Source organism: Pseudoalteromonas sp. 3D05 (assembly GCF_002723455.1).
Classification (GTDB): Bacteria; Pseudomonadota; Gammaproteobacteria; order Enterobacterales; family Alteromonadaceae; genus Pseudoalteromonas.
The window spans coordinates 401,882-418,512 of record NZ_PDUS01000001.1 but is presented as its reverse complement, the minus strand read 5'-3'; the positions used below and the strand labels follow the sequence as shown (position 1 = coordinate 418,512).

Below are 16,631 nucleotides of genomic sequence, written 5' to 3'. Positions count from 1 at the left end.
ATAAACATGAACAATAATAATAGTTTAGGATCGCCAAACCTTGCTCGGCGGTTTCGAAAGTCAGCATTAATGTTAGCGATAATTGCAAGCTCGAGTAATGCATTGGCGCAAAATGAAAATAACGAACAGGATGATGACATAGAAGTTATAGAGGTGCGAGGGATTCGCTCTTCAATGGCAGAAAATCTAGCGATTAAACGTCTTTCAAACTCAATTGTTGATGCTATAACGGCTGAGGATATTGGCAAATTTCCCGATAAAAATGTAGCAGACTCCTTGCAGCGTGTACCCGGTGTTGTGATCTCTAGAAGTGGTGGCGAAGGGGAAAATGTGAGTATTAGAGGGCTTTCATCTGATTTAACACTTACCCAGTTAAATGGTAATTTCATCGCATCGTCTCCGGGCTCTCCATCACGTTCCTTTAGTTATTCCTTATTGCCATCAACCATGGTTAAGTCTGTTGAAGTGTTTAAATCATCGGAAGCTCGCTTAGATGAAGGGGGAGTGGGTGGTACTGTCATTCTAAATAGCCGAACACCTTTAGACATGGAAGCTAACTCTGGTGTATTGAATGTTGAGTATACTTACGCTGATGTTACAAAAGAATATGAACCCAACTTTAGTGGTGTTTACTCTTGGAAGAATGAAGATGAAAATCTGGGTTTTTTACTTGGATATACTAATCAAGAGCGTACAAACAGATCGCTTACAGGCAATATGTCAGGCGGCGGTGGGTGGCGCTGGGCAACGGGCAGTGATTTGCCTGCAACGGATAGTAATGGCAACGAAATAACGGATAGCACTAGACGTTTTGATGCATTAGAAGATGCATATGGCAACACATACGATGGTGTTTGGGCACCACAAGTTGCTGGTGTTGGAATTACGCAAGAGGCCCGCGAGCGAGTTGGAATTCAAGCAACTTTTCAATGGCGCCCATCAGATAATTTAGAACTTACCTTTAATCACTTCCACTTCGAACTGGGGCAGGATCGCACGACATCTCAATTGATGATCCCAGAATGGAAATACAACCCCGATTACTTAACAGGTGTTTTACTCGATGAAACCGGCACTATTGTAACAGGAATGGACTTTACAAGCGGGGCAGGTGGCAGTGAGGGAAATTTAGAATTTCCTTGGATTATAGGAAGCTATACAAAAGAAAAAGACACCTCTGATACCTATGATTTTGCATTTGAATATGCGGGCGACCTGTTTGACTTAAGCGGTAAATTTGGTCGAACAGAAGCGAGTGGAGGGCCTTCTGAGTCATTTAATGCAGCGTATAAAAGTGGACAGCCAGCAAGCCGAAGTGATTCAGGTGTTAATGAAAATGCCGCATCGTTTGCAGGTTGGCGTTTAGGTGAGCGTGTATCACTTTATGCCGATCCTGCTCTACTAGCAAATTTACAGGCTGGCGTTGCAGGGGACCCCGATCCGGGCTCAACAGGCTCAAGCTTTATTGTTAGCGACTTAGTTGAAGACTATGCGCAATTAGATTTAGATCACCACATAGCTTATGGCATCGTAGATACAATTCGCGTGGGTGTTAAGCATCGAAAAGCAAGTTTGCACCGTGAAACCAATAATACATTCTTTATTACGCAAGAAGGCGCAAACCGTATTGAGAGTGGAGATTTAGACCCATTCAGCCAAGGAGCGATTGACGAAGTTGCTTACCAATGGATTGGTGGAATGCCAAGCCTTCAAGACGTACTTAATGCAGAGTCAGAGCAAAACATTGCAGGTGGCTTTGAAGTTAATACGATGCCAAGTATTAACTGGCAAAAGTACCGCGATCTAGTTACTAGTGAATACGCTAAGTATACTAGGCGAGAGCCAGATTTTGTGTTTGATATAGAGGAAGAAATCACAGCGGCTTATTTACAAGCTGATTTTTCGTTTGGTGATTTCCGAGGAAATGTGGGTGTTCGTTATGTTGAAACACAAACCCAAATTATGTCGTCAGATAAGATTAATTATTTTTTAGATGATATTAACGACGTAACTGGCGAAGATATCTTAGGCGATGAACGTTTAGTTGATGTAGAAACAATGACCACGCGCAGCGTAAAGGACGAACGTTTTCTGCCCAGTTTAAATCTAGTTTGGGAAGCCAATGATTCATTCGTTGTTAGAGCTGCTGCAGCGAAAACAATGTCACGAGCACCATTTAATGATTTAGGTGCGCCAGAGCAACTTACTTTCATATCGCAAGAGTGGGCTGATGATCGCCTTGAGTTCAGAGGTAACCCCGTGGATCAAGGATGGAGTGGTTCAGGTGGTAATAAAGCGCTTGAACCATTTGAATCAGTGCAATTAGATTTATCGGCTGAATATTACTACGGAGTTGGCTCCGCAGTGGGTATCGCTATATTTAATAAAGATGTCGATAATTTTATAGTGCCTTTAATTATTACCTCAGAGCGCCCATTTGAAGGCTTTACCAATCCATTTACGGATGAAGAAATTGTCTCGCCCGGCAATATTACTGTTTCCCCATTTACGACAACCGCCAATGGTACAAATGCAACGTCACGCGGTGTCGAAGTGTTTGCCCAACATTCATTTGAAAATGGTTTTGGTATCAATGCTAACTATACATTAAATGATACGAACCAAGCCGATGTTAGTGTGGATGGCGAGAAAGTTGGTGAGTCTGCACTTGTTGGTAGCGCAGACGATCAATTTAATTTTTCAGCGTACTTTGAAAATCAAGACTACAGCGTTAGAGCGTCTTACAACCGTCGAGGAAAAATGGCATTAGGCCTTGCAGATGGCTTAACGGTTTCACAAGAACCTTATCAGCAAGTCGATTTGAACGCATCTTATAACATTATAGAAAATCTAATTCTGTCGGTATCGGTGATTAACTTAACTAAAGAAGAATCGCGAACTTATTATGGCGACGATAGTAAAGACCGCCTACGCAGCAGTAGTTATAGCGGACGAAGATATTATGCTGGCATAACTTATCGCTTTTAAAACCATATAAATAAGTACGTATTTACACACTGAGCAAGATTAATTGCCTACGCCATAAAAATAACGACTTGGGCAAGCTAGTGTGTAACCGATACCTGAACTTTAAGGCATTATTATGAATAAATTAAAAATTTTTAAGCATCTGAGCACAGGAATTCTCACTGCTGGACTTGTCAGTGGCTGTGGAGGAGGAAGTAACGACCCTCAAAAAGAGGATGTTCCTGTTACACCTGATGTAACCTATGCTGAAATTGCTGGCTCAGTAGTAAAAGGTATGATTGCAAACGCAGACATATCAGTAAGCGCATTAAATGGCACTGAGCTAACAATCAGCGGTACTCAATTTACAGACAATGAAGGCAAGTTTTTTGTTGAGTTAGCATCAGCCCCAGGTTTTGGAATTAACACTACAGTTAAGCTAAATGTTGTAACAAGCGAGAGCTCGACAATGTTATGCGATGCTTTGCAGTGTGGTGAGGCAGACTTTGCACAGTTAACAGCAGAAGGAGCAATTGCAGGAAACACCTTTACCACTTTAGGTCAATTATCTGTTGATTATGGTAATACAAACAATGGTGAAGAGGATGCAATACTCCAAGCTAATGCACTTACCACACTCGCAACACAATTATTAGAGCAACAAATAAGTGATGGTAAGAATGTATCAACACCAGAGTTGATGGTATTAGCCCAAAGTCAGGTGTCTGATCTGCTATTAAGATTGTTAGGGTGGAACACAAGCAATAGTAATGTATTTACGACCCCTGTTATTGGCGCAAATAAACTTGAAAACTTTATCGTGGGTGAAAACTGCGAAGAAAATGACTCTGGTGAGCAGGTTTGTTCAATTGAATATGCTGATGAAAAAACCATTAAATTATCTTTACTTAATGCATCATTTGCTCAATTTAATGACACCCAAACATTAAAAACTGTTTTAGATTCTGCCCAGCAGAATATTCAGTTGGCACTTGCAGAGGATAGCGTTGCTTTAGAGACGCTTCGTCAAACAGCCTTTGATGCTATCAGTATTCATCCGTTAACAGAACAACTTGGATTATCGGCTGATGCCATTGTAGATGTATCACTGTCATTATTTGATGAAGCCGTATCAACGGGACCATTACAAGAGGTGACAACTCAAGAGAATTTAACAGGGGCTGTTTATACAGCACGAAATGCAATAAGTGATGCAGAGGATGCAGCAAAAGCATTTGATTCGAATATTGACACTAAATGGCTTGATCACAATGATTGGCTAGGCGCACCAACTGAAGAGTCGCCTTCGTGGATACAGGTTGATTTTCCAAGCCCTCATGCAGTGAGCAGTCTGTTTATTACAAGCGCTAATGATGCTCCTGAGCGAGATCCAGAAAACTTCACAATCTTAGGATCGAATGATGATGGAGAAACATGGGCAAACCTTGCCAGCTTTGTCGGTGCATCATTTGATGAGCGTCTCATGCGACAAGAGTTCAGCTTTACTAATGCCCAAAAATATAAAAGCTATCGTATCAATATCACAAAGAACAAAAATAATGACGGCTTAGTGCAGTTGTCAGACATTCAAATGGTTGGGCCGGTGTTCACTAGTGTTGATCATACCAATGTAATAAATGGTGTTGCTACGGCTAGGTACAGCATTGGCGATGCAGAAAACCAAGATAAGGCATTTGATAACGACCCATCGACAAAATGGCTCGATCATAATGATTGGCAAGGAGCACCAACCGAAGCGGATCCATCATGGATACAAATGGATTTTGACAGTGCTGTTGCAGTAGATACATTAGCAATAACAAGTGCAAATGATGCGCCAGAGCGCGATCCAGAAAACTTTACGTTATTTGCTTCAAACGATGGCGGAACAACTTGGCAGAAACTTGCAAATTGGGTAGGTGAATCATTTGATGAACGAGCGCAAAGAAGAGCCTTCACATTTCAAAATCAATTAGCATTTACAAGCTATCGATTAGAAATAAGTAAAAATAAGAATAATGATGGGTTGTTGCAAATAGCAAATATCGACTTAATCGGCCCTGTGCAGCCAGGTTTAGATCACAGCAAAGCGGATGGCGTAAAGTATAGTGCGCGCTATAGTATTAGCGACAGTGAAAGTGCAGCTCAAGCCTTTGATAATGACGTGAATACAAAATGGCTTGACCACAACGATTGGCAAGGTGCACCTACTGATGAAGACCCTGCTTGGATTCAAATCCAGTTACCACAGGCAAAAGCAGTGAATGCATTATCAATAACCAGTGCTGGCGATGCACCAGAGCGTGACCCAGAATCATTTAGTATTATGGGCTCTAATAATGCTGAAGATTGGGTTAATTTAGCTTCGTGGGTTGGTGAAACATTTGAACAGCGTTATGAACAAAAAAACCTCACATTTAGTAATACCTTAGCTTATAGCTATTATCGTTTGTCAGTAAGCAAAAATGCTAATAATGATGGCTTAGTACAAATTGCTGAAATCGCCACGGTTGGTCCTGATTATGCCTACACAGACTTAAGTCGCTTACCTGATGCTAGTTACAGTGCTCGCTATAGTATTGGCGATGGTGAAAGTGCTGATAAAGCGTTTGATGGTGATGTGAATACAAAATGGCTTGATCATAATGATTGGCAAGGTGCACCGACTGCTGACGACCCTTCATGGATCCAAGTAGATTTTACTCAAAAACAAGTTGTTAGCGGTTTAGCTATTACAAGTGCAAATGATGCGCCAGAGCGCGACCCTGAAAACTTTAGTTTACTGGGCTCAAATGATGGTGGACAAACATGGGAAGAAATTGCTGCTTTTGTAGGAGAAAGCTGGGATACCCGTTTTGAACGCCGTACCTTTGATTTCAGTAATGGTTTTGGCTATTTAAGCTATCGTTTGAATATCAGTAAAAACGCAAACAATGATGGACTCGTCCAAATCGCAGAAATTGAGTTACTAGGGTTAGAGCAGTAATTTAAACAGACCAAAGGTCAGAGCTTATTCTGGCCTTTTTTATTATTGATGAAAAGCTAGGTTAAAGAATGAATACTAAACGAACATTTTTAAAACAATCAATTACAGCTTTACTCGCGTTCGGTGCCTCAACACTAACGAATAAAAGTCTGGCAAATATGCCGCAGATAGCCGTTAATACCAACAAAACAAAAATACGCAATATGCCTATTGTCGTGTCAACTTGGCAACATGGTTTAGCTGCAAATCAAGCCGCTTGGCAAGTGCTTATTCATAAAGGCAAAGCTATAGATGCAGTTGAAGCAGGTGTTAAGATCCCTGAAGCCGACCCAGATGTGATGACGGTTGGCTATGGCGGATACCCCGATCGAGAAGGTAACGTTACACTAGATGCATGTATTATGGATGAAAATCAAAACTGTGGTTCAGTGGCTTATCTTCAAAATATTAAACACCCAATTTCAGTTGCGAGATTAGTGATGGATGAAACACCGCATGTTATGTTGGTTGGTGAAGGCGCGCTGCAGTTTGCTAAAACACAGGGATTTGTAGAGGAGAATTTACTCACAGCAAAAGCAAAGAAAGCGTGGCAAGATTGGCTGGTGGAATCTAAATACGCACCTGTTATCAACATTGAAAACCACGACACAATAGGTATGTTAGCACTTGATAGCTATGGTGACTTATCAGGGGCATGTACCACCAGTGGTGCAGCTTTTAAAATGGCAGGGCGAGTAGGTGATTCACCTATAATTGGGGCAGGGCTATATGTAGATAATGAAATAGGCGCAGCAACAGCAACAGGAATGGGCGAATTGATGATGAAAACGGTGGGGTGTCACCTTGTAGTCGAAATGATGCGCCAAGGAATGTCGCCAACAGATGCATGTAAGGCAGCTGTTGAACGTATTGCAAGTAAGTTAGGTAATTATAAGCAATTTCAGGTGGGGTTTTTAGCATTAAATAAAGCGGGAGAGTATGGCTCATATTGCATTCAACCAGGCTTTAATTATGCGGTTAAATCAAAACAAGAAGATACATTGAATAATGCCAGTAGCTTGGTTTAGCCCGAGTAATAAATAATTTAATAGCCGAGCTAAACTCTACCTTTAAAGGGTCTAATCGTATGAGTTAAGGTGCATTTCGTTGTGATGGAGAGTTTTTAAAGTCGCCGACCATCTCATTTGGATTAACCTCTTGTTTATATTGGTGTGTTGCTGATGCCCACCACATTAACTGATTAAATGTGCGGTTGTAATAGTTCATCCATGCGCTTTCCTCATCAGTATTTGTATGAGTACCATCCTCTTTAAACACGTCTTGTGCTTTAGGAATATGAATCATTGCAGAGACCGATAAGCAACCAAGTTCAGCTAAATACGTACGCATACCAACCGCTGCGCGCATACCGCCCCATTGCCCCGCGGAATAAGTAACAATCGCGCTCGGCTTGTAGGCAAATGATGAACTGGCAAAATGATTTAGTAAGTTAGCAAGTGCAGGACTCATTGAATGATTGTATTCAGGGCTCACCATAATATAGCCATCAGCTGTGGCAATTTTTTCTGCAAGAGTGTTAAGCGGCTCGGGGGCTTTACCTTTAGCATAGGCAAATTGCGGTTTAAACACGGGGTCTAACGGGTAATCCAAAGGATCAATTAATTCAAATTGATGTCTAGGGTAACTATTTTGTAAAAAACGAAGGCATGACTTTGCAACGCGCAACCCTAAACGAGCAGGTTTTGGCGGCGTACTGTCGCGCACAGTGCCTAAAAAAATAAGAAACTTCATCCATTTTCTCCTGAACGATATTTTCAGTTCATTAAAAATCGCCATTTATTGTTTGGGTATATAGCTTAAGTGATAGTGAAAAAATTACCTTAATAAAAAAATGCTTAAATCCGAGCTTAACGGATTAGTAAGTATATGGGTAATTATATTAAGTGTATTTTAATTTTGGCCAGTGAAGTCATCAAGTAAGCAATAGAATAACGTCAATTTTGGCTAATTGAGTGGCTTATCATACTAAAATTTCCCAGCTCAACATATATTACGTGGTTGTAAAAAAAGTTAGTAAACACGTTAGCTAGCAAACTCAACTGATATAATATAACGTTGCTAAATCGTATCAATTAAAGAGCTATAAAATGAATAAGAAACTGCCCGTCACAGTTTTGTCTGGCTTTCTTGGGGCTGGTAAAACCACAGTGCTAAGCCATATCTTAAATAACCGAGAAAATTTAAAAGTGGCCGTTATCGTAAATGATATGAGTGACATCAACATCGATGCCGCTGTTATTAAAAACGAGGTATCGCTCAATCATCATAATGAAAAACTGGTTCAAATGAGTAACGGCTGTATCTGCTGTACCTTGAGAGAAGATCTATTGATAGAAGTAACAAAGCTTGCTAATCAAGGGCTATTCGATTATTTAGTTATTGAGTCCACGGGTATTTCAGAGCCTCTACCTGTTGCAGAAACCTTTACATTTGCTGATGAAAATAATATCTCTTTATCAGATGTAGCAATATTAGACTCGATGGTGACAGTTGTTGATGCAGTCAACTTTTTGCATGATTATCAGCAAGCACAATTGTTACACGATGTTGGCGAGTCCTTAGGCGAAGAAGATGAGCGCAGTACTACGGATTTACTTGTCGATCAAGTTGAATTTGCTGATATTATTTTGATCAGTAAGACTGATTTAGTAAGCACTAAGCAAATTTCTCAACTAACCGCTATCTTAAAAGCCTTAAATACACAGGCTAAGATTATTCCTATATCGGCTGGAAACGTTGCTATAGAAGAGATTTTGAATACCGGACTATTTGACTTTGATAAGGCACAACAAGCACCTGGCTGGTTAAAAGAAATGCGTGGTGAGCATATCCCAGAGACGCAAGAGTATGGAATAAGCAGCTTTAATTATGTTGCACATAAGCCTTTTGACCCTAATAAATTTTATAAATTTCTTCACACTACTGAACAATATGGCAAATTGCTTCGCTCAAAAGGTTATTTTTGGCTAGCAACACGCCCTGATTTTTGTGGGCAGTGGAATCAAGCGGGGGGTATTGCTGATTACGGTTTTGCTGGCATGTTTTATAAAGCCCTAGCAAAAGCTCATTGGCCGACAGATAAAGAAACACTTGCTGAGATCAATGAAAAATGGCAAGAGCCATTTGGCGATATGCGCCAAGAGTTGGTATTCATAGGGCAATCATTAGATAAAGCAGCGATGAAAAATGCACTCGATGCCTGTCTTTTAGACGATGATATTTTGCACAAAGGTAAAGAGCACTGGGCATCGTTAAATGACCCATTTCCAGTGTGGGAGGAAAGTGTATGAATTCCCTTGCAACAGTTAAAGTAGCTGAGAAACAATTAGCGCGACGTGCGGCTGTAGGTACTGAGCCCAGTATATTTGCAGCTATTTACCAACCTGAGGTAAATATTGTTATTTGGCAAAGGCATCTTGCAAACACGCTTTGTGCGGCAGTCGATGAGTTAATAAATAGCAAGCAATTAAAACCACTTGAAATAGCCGTTGCACCTGAGAATACGTACGATGAGCTTACTCGCATTTTAGGTAATTCTGAGGCGGCATCAATTTTGAGTAAAGATATTGCGTTGCAAGTTGACATGTTTTGTTCCTTGTTTGATTTAAAACGAGCTGGTTTGCGATTAACCATGCTAGATAAAGCAATGTGCCCACGCTTTCACGTTGATAAAATACCGTGTAGGTTAGTTTCAACCTATCAAGGTGTTGCTACTGAGTGGCTTGCACATGAGCATGTTGATCGTGCCAAATTAGGCGCTGGCAATAATGGTCTGACAGATGAAGAGTCGGGGTTATTTAACAAACCTGAACAAGTACAAAAGTTAACGAAAGGTGATGTTGCACTATTAAAAGGAGAAAATTGGCAAGATACAGAGGGAGCCGGCTTAGTTCATCGCTCTCCGGCGGTTACACACAACAGCCAGCGTGTTTTATTAACGTTGGATTTTATGTAGATCCAAAGAGCTTGCACAGTATGACAACAAAAAGGGCGCAATAAAGCGCCCTTAAATTCATAGATGGTTTTATAAAAAGCTACTTTTTCTCTTCGTCAGGCAGCGTGACATTAAGTTCTAGCACTGCTAAGTCATCTTCATTTTGGTCGAATTGAACTTGCACTGCATCTGTATTCACGTTGACATACTTGCGTATAACATCAAGGATGTCTTGTTTTAACTGTGGTAAGTAATCCGGTGTACCACGCTGTGAGCGCTCGTGCGCAACAATAATCTGCAATCGCTCTTTTGCCAATGATGCGGTGTTTTTCTTTTCTGAGCGGAAGTAGTCAAGTAAAGACACATTAACCTCCAAATATCCGTTTAAATAACCCTTTTTTCTCTACATCTAAGAAGCGAAAATCGACGGTTTCACCTAATAATCGCTCAATCGCATCTGCATATGCAAGGCCTGCGTCAGATTCAGAGTCTAAAATTACCGGTTGACCTGAGTTTGATGCGCTCAACACAGCTTGCGACTCAGGTATTACACCCAGTAATGGGATAGAAAGAATGTCTTGCACATCTTCAACCGAAAGCATTTCACCCTTCTCAACACGCTCAGGGTTGTAGCGAGTAAGTAAAAGGTGCTCTTTAATATTTTCAAGCCCTTCTTCAGCACGTTTTGATTTACTGTGTAGAATGCCTAAAATACGGTCTGAATCTCGAACAGATGACACTTCTGGGTTTGTTGTAACGATTGCTTCATCAGCGAAATACATTGCCATCATTGCACCTGCTTCAATACCTGCAGGTGAATCACACACAATATAGTCAAAATCTTTTTTCAGCTCGTTAAGCACGCGCTCAACACCATCACGTGTTAGCGCATCTTTATCGCGAGTTTGTGAAGCGGGTAGTAAAAATAACTTCTCTACACGCTTGTCTTTTATAAGTGCTTGGTTAAGATTTGCATCACCATTGATTACATTTACAAAATCATAAACTACTCGGCGTTCACAACCCATGATTAAATCAAGATTACGTAAGCCAATATCAAAATCGATAATAACTGTTTTATAGCCTTTAAGTGCTAAGCCTGTGCCAATTGCAGCACTTGATGTAGTTTTACCTACACCACCTTTACCAGATGTAACGACAATTACTTTTGCCATAAGATTTATCCTTTAACCAAAGCTGAAATTTCTAAAGATTCGTTTTTTTGTTGTATTTGCACAGCCTGTCCCCAGTGTTCACCCTGTAAAGAGTCACTGATCCAGTAATTACCATCAATTGAAACAAGTTCAGCCTCTAACTTTTGGCAAAAAATGTGCGCTTCTTTTAAACCTTGCGCGCCAGCAATAGCGCGACCACGTAATGTTCCATATATATGGATATTGCCGTCAGCAATTACTTCTGCACCATGGCTAACTGCGCCAAGTACAATAAGATCTCTGTCTTTCGCGTAGACTTGTTGGCCCGAGCGAACCGTGCCATTGATTACTTGTGCAGGTAAATGAACGGCTTTTTCAACAATTGACGTGTTGGGCTCCTTTTTAACAGGTTCACTCTTAACGTCTTGTGAATAATTTAAAACAGACAGGCCTGCTGACTTAGCGAGTGCATGTTGTTCATCGGAGCCATTACACACACCAACAGCATTGAAGTTTAGCCGCTCAATTAAAGATTTAAGATGTGCAAAGTCTATTTGGTCTTTGTTCACTTCAATTAAGTTAACAACGATAGGTGCGCCTTCAAAAAATCGTGGGGCTTGTGATATTTTTATGTAAAGTTGTTCTGCTAAAAGGTTTATATCAGTGCTGTACAGATGCAACACTGATAGCGTAAATAGATTTCCCTTTAACTCAAATATTTGGTCCGACATATACACTCAATTGTATTGTTTGATAAGAAATTAAACCTAGATATACACAGGCTAAAATGGCCTAAATTATATGGATTAAGTTGAAATTTCTAATCTATTTTTTCTAACTTATTATTACTCTCATGTTATAGTGTGCGGCACTGTTACGCAAGAATTTATAGGCTCATAATGCTCACTGCGGTATATAAAAGTAAGAAAAAAGCGGATACCTTTCTTTTTGTCGAAAAAAGAGATGATTTTAGCAAGGTACCTGAACCTCTAATGGGTATGTTTGGTAAACCCGTATATGTCATGCTAATAAATTTAGCAAAACGGGAGCACTTAGGTGTTGCTGATCTAAACGCAGTTAAGCAAGCGTTAACAGAAAATGGGTTTTACTTGCAGATTCCACCACCACAAGATAATTTACTTGCTGAGTTTAAAAAACAAAATGGAGTTGAGAGTGACTAAAAGAGTATTAACGAAATTGGCTGCTATTATTTGTAGTGCGTGCATAAGCACATCGGCACTGGCCAATACACAAGAAAAATTTGATGCATATGTTGCAGACCTCAAACAAGAAGCAACACAAAAAGGCTATGACAAACAGCTCATTGATGCTGCGTTTGCAACGGCTAAGTTTAAGAAAAAAGTAATTTCTGCTGATAAAAACCAGCCAGAAGTAAAAGAAACCCTTGAAACATACTTACCAAAACGTGTACCGCAATGGAAAATAGACCGTGCTCGTAAACTGTATGCTGAAAATAAAGAAATTTTAGAACAAGTTGCAGACGAATTTGGCGTACAAGCGCGCTTTATCGTTGCACTTTGGGGCCTTGAGAGTAACTTTGGTAAAATACAAGGCGGTCATAATGTTATTTCATCAGTTGTCACACTTGCATTTGATGGTCGTCGCGAAACTATGTACAAAAACCAACTATGGGCTGCGTTGGACATTTTAAAAGCAGGGCATATTACACTCGATAAATTCAAAGGTTCGTGGGCCGGTGCAATGGGGCAAACGCAATTTATGCCAACCTCATTTAATGCTTACGCGGTTGATTATGACAATGACGGTCGCAAAGACATTTGGACCACACAAGCTGATGCCTTTGCGTCAATCGCAAACTATTTAAAACAAGCTGGTTGGAATGACGATTTAACGTGGGGACGCCAAGTTAAATTACCTGATGGCTTTGATAAAAACTATGTATTAAAACGCGGAACGCGCACGCGTAAGCAGTGGCTAGAGTACTGGGCCGATTCAGAGCGTTCATTAGCTGATTGGCAAGCGCTTGGTCTGCGTAAGATGGACGGCACAGATCTTCCAAATGTCGATGTGACAGCGGCCCTCGTCATGCCAGATGACATGGGTGGGCGCATGTACCTTGCATATGATAACTACAAATCACTCATGCATTGGAACCGTTCATACTACTTCGCCACCAGCGTAGGTTACTTATCAGACCGCATTGGTTATCCAGCGATTTAGTAAGTTAATAGATGACTAGTTGCTAGGTAACTAGGTGCTAGGGTGTTTGCACAAAGCGCGAGTATATCTCGCGCTTTTGTTTATAAAGAATATAAGCGAGCTAGGAGCGGTAAGCTTTAAGTCGTAAGTTCGGAGTTAAATTTGGCAACGTAGGTTGGGTAGAGTGCAACGAAACCCAACGAATAAATACCTTATCAGTCTGCATCTAGGCTCAGCATTAACAAGTGTTTTTTCATTTGCATTGTGTGTTTAAAGCTCTTTAAGTGATTTATTTACAAAGAGATTAAGAGGCGCTGGGTTTTAGGGTAGACATTAAAATTTATAAGTAACAGGGTAGAAAATAGACTGCTTTTCGACATAACCACAGAGTCAAAATCTTGATGTCTAAACTAATACAATTTATGACAAAAAGCATTTACTTATAGCTTTTATTTTAATGAATTTAATATTTCAATAGCTTCCTCTAGTGTAGAGCCTACTTTACACTTATTAAATTCTAAATATTTTGGCGTTACTCTCTTGATTGCATCTTTCAGGCTGTTTTCTGTCAGAAAAATATCAAAGTATGGCAGTGCAGCTGTAGCATGGTGAATATCAAAATAGTGATTCACCTTGATTTTTGAGTTCTGTTCAATTATCCAAGTTGTTAATAAGGTCGAATAAGTGTTCAGTGTCGGCAAAACATTACCCAGCTTATTTTTGTATTTTAAGATATTTAAGGCAATGAGTGCAGTTTCAACATCTTTGTTATTATAGGAAGAGTCAAAAGCCTCAATGAAAGCATTTACTACTAAGCCCCTTTCAAGTTCTGAATGAAACTCACAAGATTGATTTTTAAGTGTGTTTTTATATTTATCACTTTTTTTCGCATTCAGCATATCAGTTGGGTCTGGAAAGTTGCTGCTATCTTCACTTTCTTCTAGAATAATATTAAGAAACATTTGGTCTATTGACTCAGATTCAAAAATAACTTGCTGAGCTTCTTCGTCAAAGTGGCCATTGTTTTCAGTTTCTATAACAAACTTTCCAAAGCTATATGGTATAGATGTCCAAACATGTTGGTTATTTACCTCTGAATTAAAATTTAGTTTTTTATCTGCAACATCTTTAATAAATGATATTACTTCCTCAAAGATGCGCTCTTTATAAGTTCTAATTGAAATATTATTTGAAAGTTGGAGAATTAGGTTAAAGCTTTCTTCTAAAGTTCTTCTATCTCTTTGTTTTACTAATTCATTTAGTACATATTGAGAAATTGGAAAAATAACTTTTTTTGATTCAGCAAGATTTAGGATTGTTCTATGTATTTTAATCTTCTTTGGGCATATACTTTGTTTTAGTTGAACATCCCTAAGTATCAACCAATATTTTGTATCAAGATAAACTTTAATTTTATCTTTTAATTTAAGGTGTTTACTAATGCATCTTTTACGATATGAATTCATATTATCTTTCTTTAAAGTCCGATTCTACTAATTTTGTATTTTGTATTGTCAGAACCTAGAACCATAAAGCTCGCTAACTTTACTCTCGTTCCTAGCAAACCCTATTTCTTTAATATTTTATCTTTAAAGTCGAGTACTTTACCTATACCTGAGCCTAACTTCATTAAGCTTTGCAGTTGTTCTGGGCTTAGGCGTTGTAATTCGGCTGACCATTTTGTTACGGTCTCTAACAAGTCGTGAATTTCTTGCATTTGTTGCTGAGCGAAACGTTCATCATCGTTGTGGGCTTGCTCTATAATATTGTCGCGTAGTAAGCTGAGGGTTGGATCTATCTCGCGTTTTTTGCGCTCTTCAAATACGCGGTTGGCCATGTCCCAAATTGTACCAGCTGGAGCATAATATTCTTTACGGTCGCCGGGAATATGCTGCACCTTAATGAGGCGCCACGATTGCAATTCTTTTATTCCCATACTGACATTACCCCTAGAAATGCTTAAGGCATCTGCAATTTCATTGGCCGTCATAGGTTCTTTAGTAATAATAAGTAACCCGCACATTTGACCAATTGTACGATTAAACCCCCAACGACTGCCCATTTCGCCACAGTGCATTACAAATGCGTAGTTTTTGTCTGATAATGTCATATTTTTTAAGTTTCAATAAACAATGAAACTAATGCTAGCACGCTTAAACTGTATAGCAAGTACTACCGTGATTGATAATATGAGCTGCCTGATTTTTGTGCGACCAAAGTTTGATTTAGATTAAATCACATTCCTTTATATTGGCGTAAGCTATACCCATAACGATGACAACTCTCACAAGGAATTAAATATGAAAGCTGCTATAAATACTGAATTCAAAGGACGCTTAGAAATTACTGATTTACCTATTCCAACGGTTGGTATAAATGATGTGCTGGTAAAAATTGCAGCATGTGGTGTTTGCCATACGGACTTACATGCATGCCATGGCGATTGGCCTGTTAAACCTAAAATGCCTTTGGTTCCAGGCCATGAAGGTGTTGGGGTGATTGAAGAGGTAGGCAGTAATATACATCATCTGAAAGTGGGTGATAGAGTGGGTGTGCCGTGGCTTTACAGTGCGTGTGGGCATTGTGAATTTTGTTTAGATGGAAAAGAAACACTTTGTTTGTCGCAGCACAATACAGGTTATTCAATTGATGGCGGCTATGCTGAATATTGTCTCGCTCATGGCGATTACGTGGTAAAAATACCTGATAATGTTGGCTTTGCTGAAGCAGCCCCATTATTTTGCGCGGGTGTGACCACTTATAAAGCATTAAAGGTATCAGAGGCAAAACCGGGACAATGGGTTGCTATTGTAGGTGTAGGTGGCCTAGGTCATTTAGCTGTGCAGTACGCTAAGGCCATGGGGTTTAACGTAATTGCAGTTGATACGGGGAGTGAAAAGCTTGCTTTAGCTGCCAAGCTCGGCGCAGATATAACCCTTGATTTTAAAGAGTGTGTGCCAAGCGAAACAATTTTTGAAAAAGTAGGGGGCGCGCATGCCGTAGTGTGTACGGCGGTTTCAAAGCCAGGTTTTGAGCAAGCGTATAAAAGTGTAAGGCGCGGTGGTAAATGCGTTTTAGTTGGATTGCCACCAGAGGAAATGCCTTTGCCAATATTTGATACAGTCTTAAATGGGGTTTCAGTTGTGGGTTCAATTGTTGGCACGCGTAAAGACTTACAAGAATGTTTAGAGTTTGCAGCGCAAGGTAAGGTGCGTGCCATTATTGAAGAAAAACGCCTCGATGACATTAACGAAATTTTTGACGACATGTTAAAAGGCGATATTAACGGTCGAATTGTAGTTACTATATAGAAAATAATTCAGAGCGCACACGATGTGCGCTCTACTTT

General features: G+C 39.9%; 14 protein-coding genes. 8 read left to right on the top strand and 6 right to left on the bottom strand.

Going from position 1 to position 16,631, the window contains the following annotated elements; genetic code table 11:
• Nucleotides 1-6 precede the first annotated feature (6 nt).
• The 3 genes from CSC79_RS01815 (at nt 7) to CSC79_RS01805 (ending at nt 7,020) form a co-directional block, all read left to right on the top strand.
• On the top strand, nt 7-2,988 hold the full coding sequence (locus CSC79_RS01815) for a TonB-dependent receptor (RefSeq protein ID WP_099293356.1): 2,982 nt from the start codon (nt 7-9) through the stop codon (nt 2,986-2,988).
• 115 nt (nt 2,989-3,103) lie between these two features.
• Entirely contained in the window at nt 3,104-5,953 is a 2,850-nt protein-coding gene (locus tag CSC79_RS01810) for a discoidin domain-containing protein (protein ID WP_099293354.1), read from the top strand.
• A gap of 68 nt (nt 5,954-6,021) precedes the next feature.
• Complete coding sequence (locus tag CSC79_RS01805; RefSeq protein ID WP_099293352.1) at nt 6,022-7,020, top strand: N(4)-(beta-N-acetylglucosaminyl)-L-asparaginase; 999 nt, start codon at nt 6,022-6,024, stop codon at nt 7,018-7,020.
• 64 nt (nt 7,021-7,084) lie between these two features.
• On the opposite strand, the gene CSC79_RS01800 is transcribed toward CSC79_RS01805, so the two are convergent.
• Entirely contained in the window at nt 7,085-7,744 is a 660-nt protein-coding gene (locus CSC79_RS01800) for an NAD(P)H-dependent oxidoreductase (RefSeq protein ID WP_099293350.1), read from the bottom strand.
• Between the two features lie 356 nt (nt 7,745-8,100).
• Between CSC79_RS01800 and zigA the strand changes: the two genes are divergently transcribed.
• Entirely contained in the window at nt 8,101-9,303 is a 1,203-nt protein-coding gene (gene zigA / locus CSC79_RS01795; RefSeq protein ID WP_099293348.1) for a zinc metallochaperone GTPase ZigA, read from the top strand.
• On the top strand, nt 9,300-9,968 hold the full coding sequence (locus CSC79_RS01790; protein WP_099293346.1) for a DUF1826 domain-containing protein: 669 nt from the start codon (nt 9,300-9,302) through the stop codon (nt 9,966-9,968). Before zigA ends, CSC79_RS01790 begins: the two co-directional genes overlap by 4 nt.
• A 79-nt stretch (nt 9,969-10,047) precedes the next feature.
• Here the strand turns inward: CSC79_RS01790 and minE are convergent, their stop codons facing one another.
• The 3 genes from minE to minC are packed head-to-tail and all read right to left on the bottom strand — an operon-like array spanning nt 10,048 to nt 11,832.
• A complete protein-coding gene (gene minE / locus CSC79_RS01785) occupies nt 10,048-10,311 on the bottom strand; it encodes a cell division topological specificity factor MinE (RefSeq protein WP_087531477.1) in 264 nt (87 codons plus the stop codon).
• 1 nt (nt 10,312) lies between these two features.
• Nucleotides 10,313-11,122: a septum site-determining protein MinD gene (gene minD / locus CSC79_RS01780; protein WP_099293344.1), complete on the bottom strand. Its 810-nt coding sequence runs from the start codon at nt 11,120-11,122 to the stop codon at nt 10,313-10,315.
• A gap of 5 nt (nt 11,123-11,127) precedes the next feature.
• On the bottom strand, nt 11,128-11,832 hold the full coding sequence (gene minC / locus CSC79_RS01775; RefSeq protein WP_099293342.1) for a septum site-determining protein MinC: 705 nt from the start codon (nt 11,830-11,832) through the stop codon (nt 11,128-11,130).
• Between the two features lie 168 nt (nt 11,833-12,000).
• On the opposite strand from minC, the gene CSC79_RS01770 reads away from it, so the two are divergent.
• Both CSC79_RS01770 and CSC79_RS01765 read left to right on the top strand, forming a co-directional pair.
• Nucleotides 12,001-12,282, top strand: a complete 282-nt coding sequence (locus CSC79_RS01770) for a YcgL domain-containing protein (protein WP_099293340.1) — start codon at nt 12,001-12,003, stop codon at nt 12,280-12,282.
• Nucleotides 12,263-13,303, top strand: a complete 1,041-nt coding sequence (locus tag CSC79_RS01765; RefSeq protein WP_099293338.1) for a lytic murein transglycosylase — start codon at nt 12,263-12,265, stop codon at nt 13,301-13,303. Before CSC79_RS01770 ends, CSC79_RS01765 begins: the two co-directional genes overlap by 20 nt.
• A 428-nt stretch (nt 13,304-13,731) precedes the next feature.
• On the opposite strand, the gene CSC79_RS01760 is transcribed toward CSC79_RS01765, so the two are convergent.
• Nucleotides 13,732-14,748, bottom strand: a complete 1,017-nt coding sequence (locus tag CSC79_RS01760; protein WP_099293336.1) for a hypothetical protein — start codon at nt 14,746-14,748, stop codon at nt 13,732-13,734.
• A gap of 101 nt (nt 14,749-14,849) precedes the next feature.
• Nucleotides 14,850-15,392, bottom strand: coding sequence for a MarR family transcriptional regulator (locus CSC79_RS01755; protein WP_099293334.1), 543 nt, complete (start codon nt 15,390-15,392; stop codon nt 14,850-14,852).
• A 190-nt stretch (nt 15,393-15,582) separates the two neighbouring features.
• Between CSC79_RS01755 and adhP the strand changes: the two genes are divergently transcribed.
• Nucleotides 15,583-16,593 carry an alcohol dehydrogenase AdhP gene (gene adhP / locus CSC79_RS01750; protein ID WP_099293333.1) on the top strand — a complete coding sequence of 337 codons (1,011 nt, stop codon included), beginning with the start codon at nt 15,583-15,585 and terminating at the stop codon, nt 16,591-16,593.
• The last annotated feature ends 38 nt before the right edge of the window (nt 16,594-16,631 follow it).